The 278-nt window shown below is 63.3% G+C and carries 1 protein-coding gene; it reads left to right on the top strand.

Annotated features, from left to right (window positions below; genetic code table 11):
• Positions 1-278, top strand: a 278-nt coding sequence (locus WDW90_RS39250; protein WP_336493013.1) for a hypothetical protein, incomplete at both ends; no start/stop codon positions are given.

The raw sequence follows: 278 nt of genomic DNA, 5'->3' as shown, positions 1-278 counted from the left end.
ATGAGCGGATGGGGATGCCTCGGCTTCACCGACGACATGACTGACTGCATGCATGTCCCGGTCGGCTGGTGGGGAGCTGACGCCGCAGGGAACATCGTCATCTTCGACCAGCGTGTACCCGCGCGATACCGTGCCCGCCCGATCGCTATCCCGATGGGCTACGGCAACAACGGGCTCCTAGTGGACGGCGTCAGTACCGTGCGTGCTGCCCTCCGAATCGAAGATGTGTGGATGGAGCGGATCAACAACCCGCTGCCCGCGACCGATCTGCACATCAC

The sequence above is a fragment of the Methylobacterium nigriterrae genome (genome assembly GCF_037106235.1).
GTDB classification, from domain to species: domain Bacteria; phylum Pseudomonadota; class Alphaproteobacteria; order Rhizobiales; family Beijerinckiaceae; genus Methylobacterium; species Methylobacterium nigriterrae.
The sequence above is the reverse complement of the archived record's forward strand: the minus strand, read 5'-3'. Positions and strand labels throughout refer to the sequence as shown.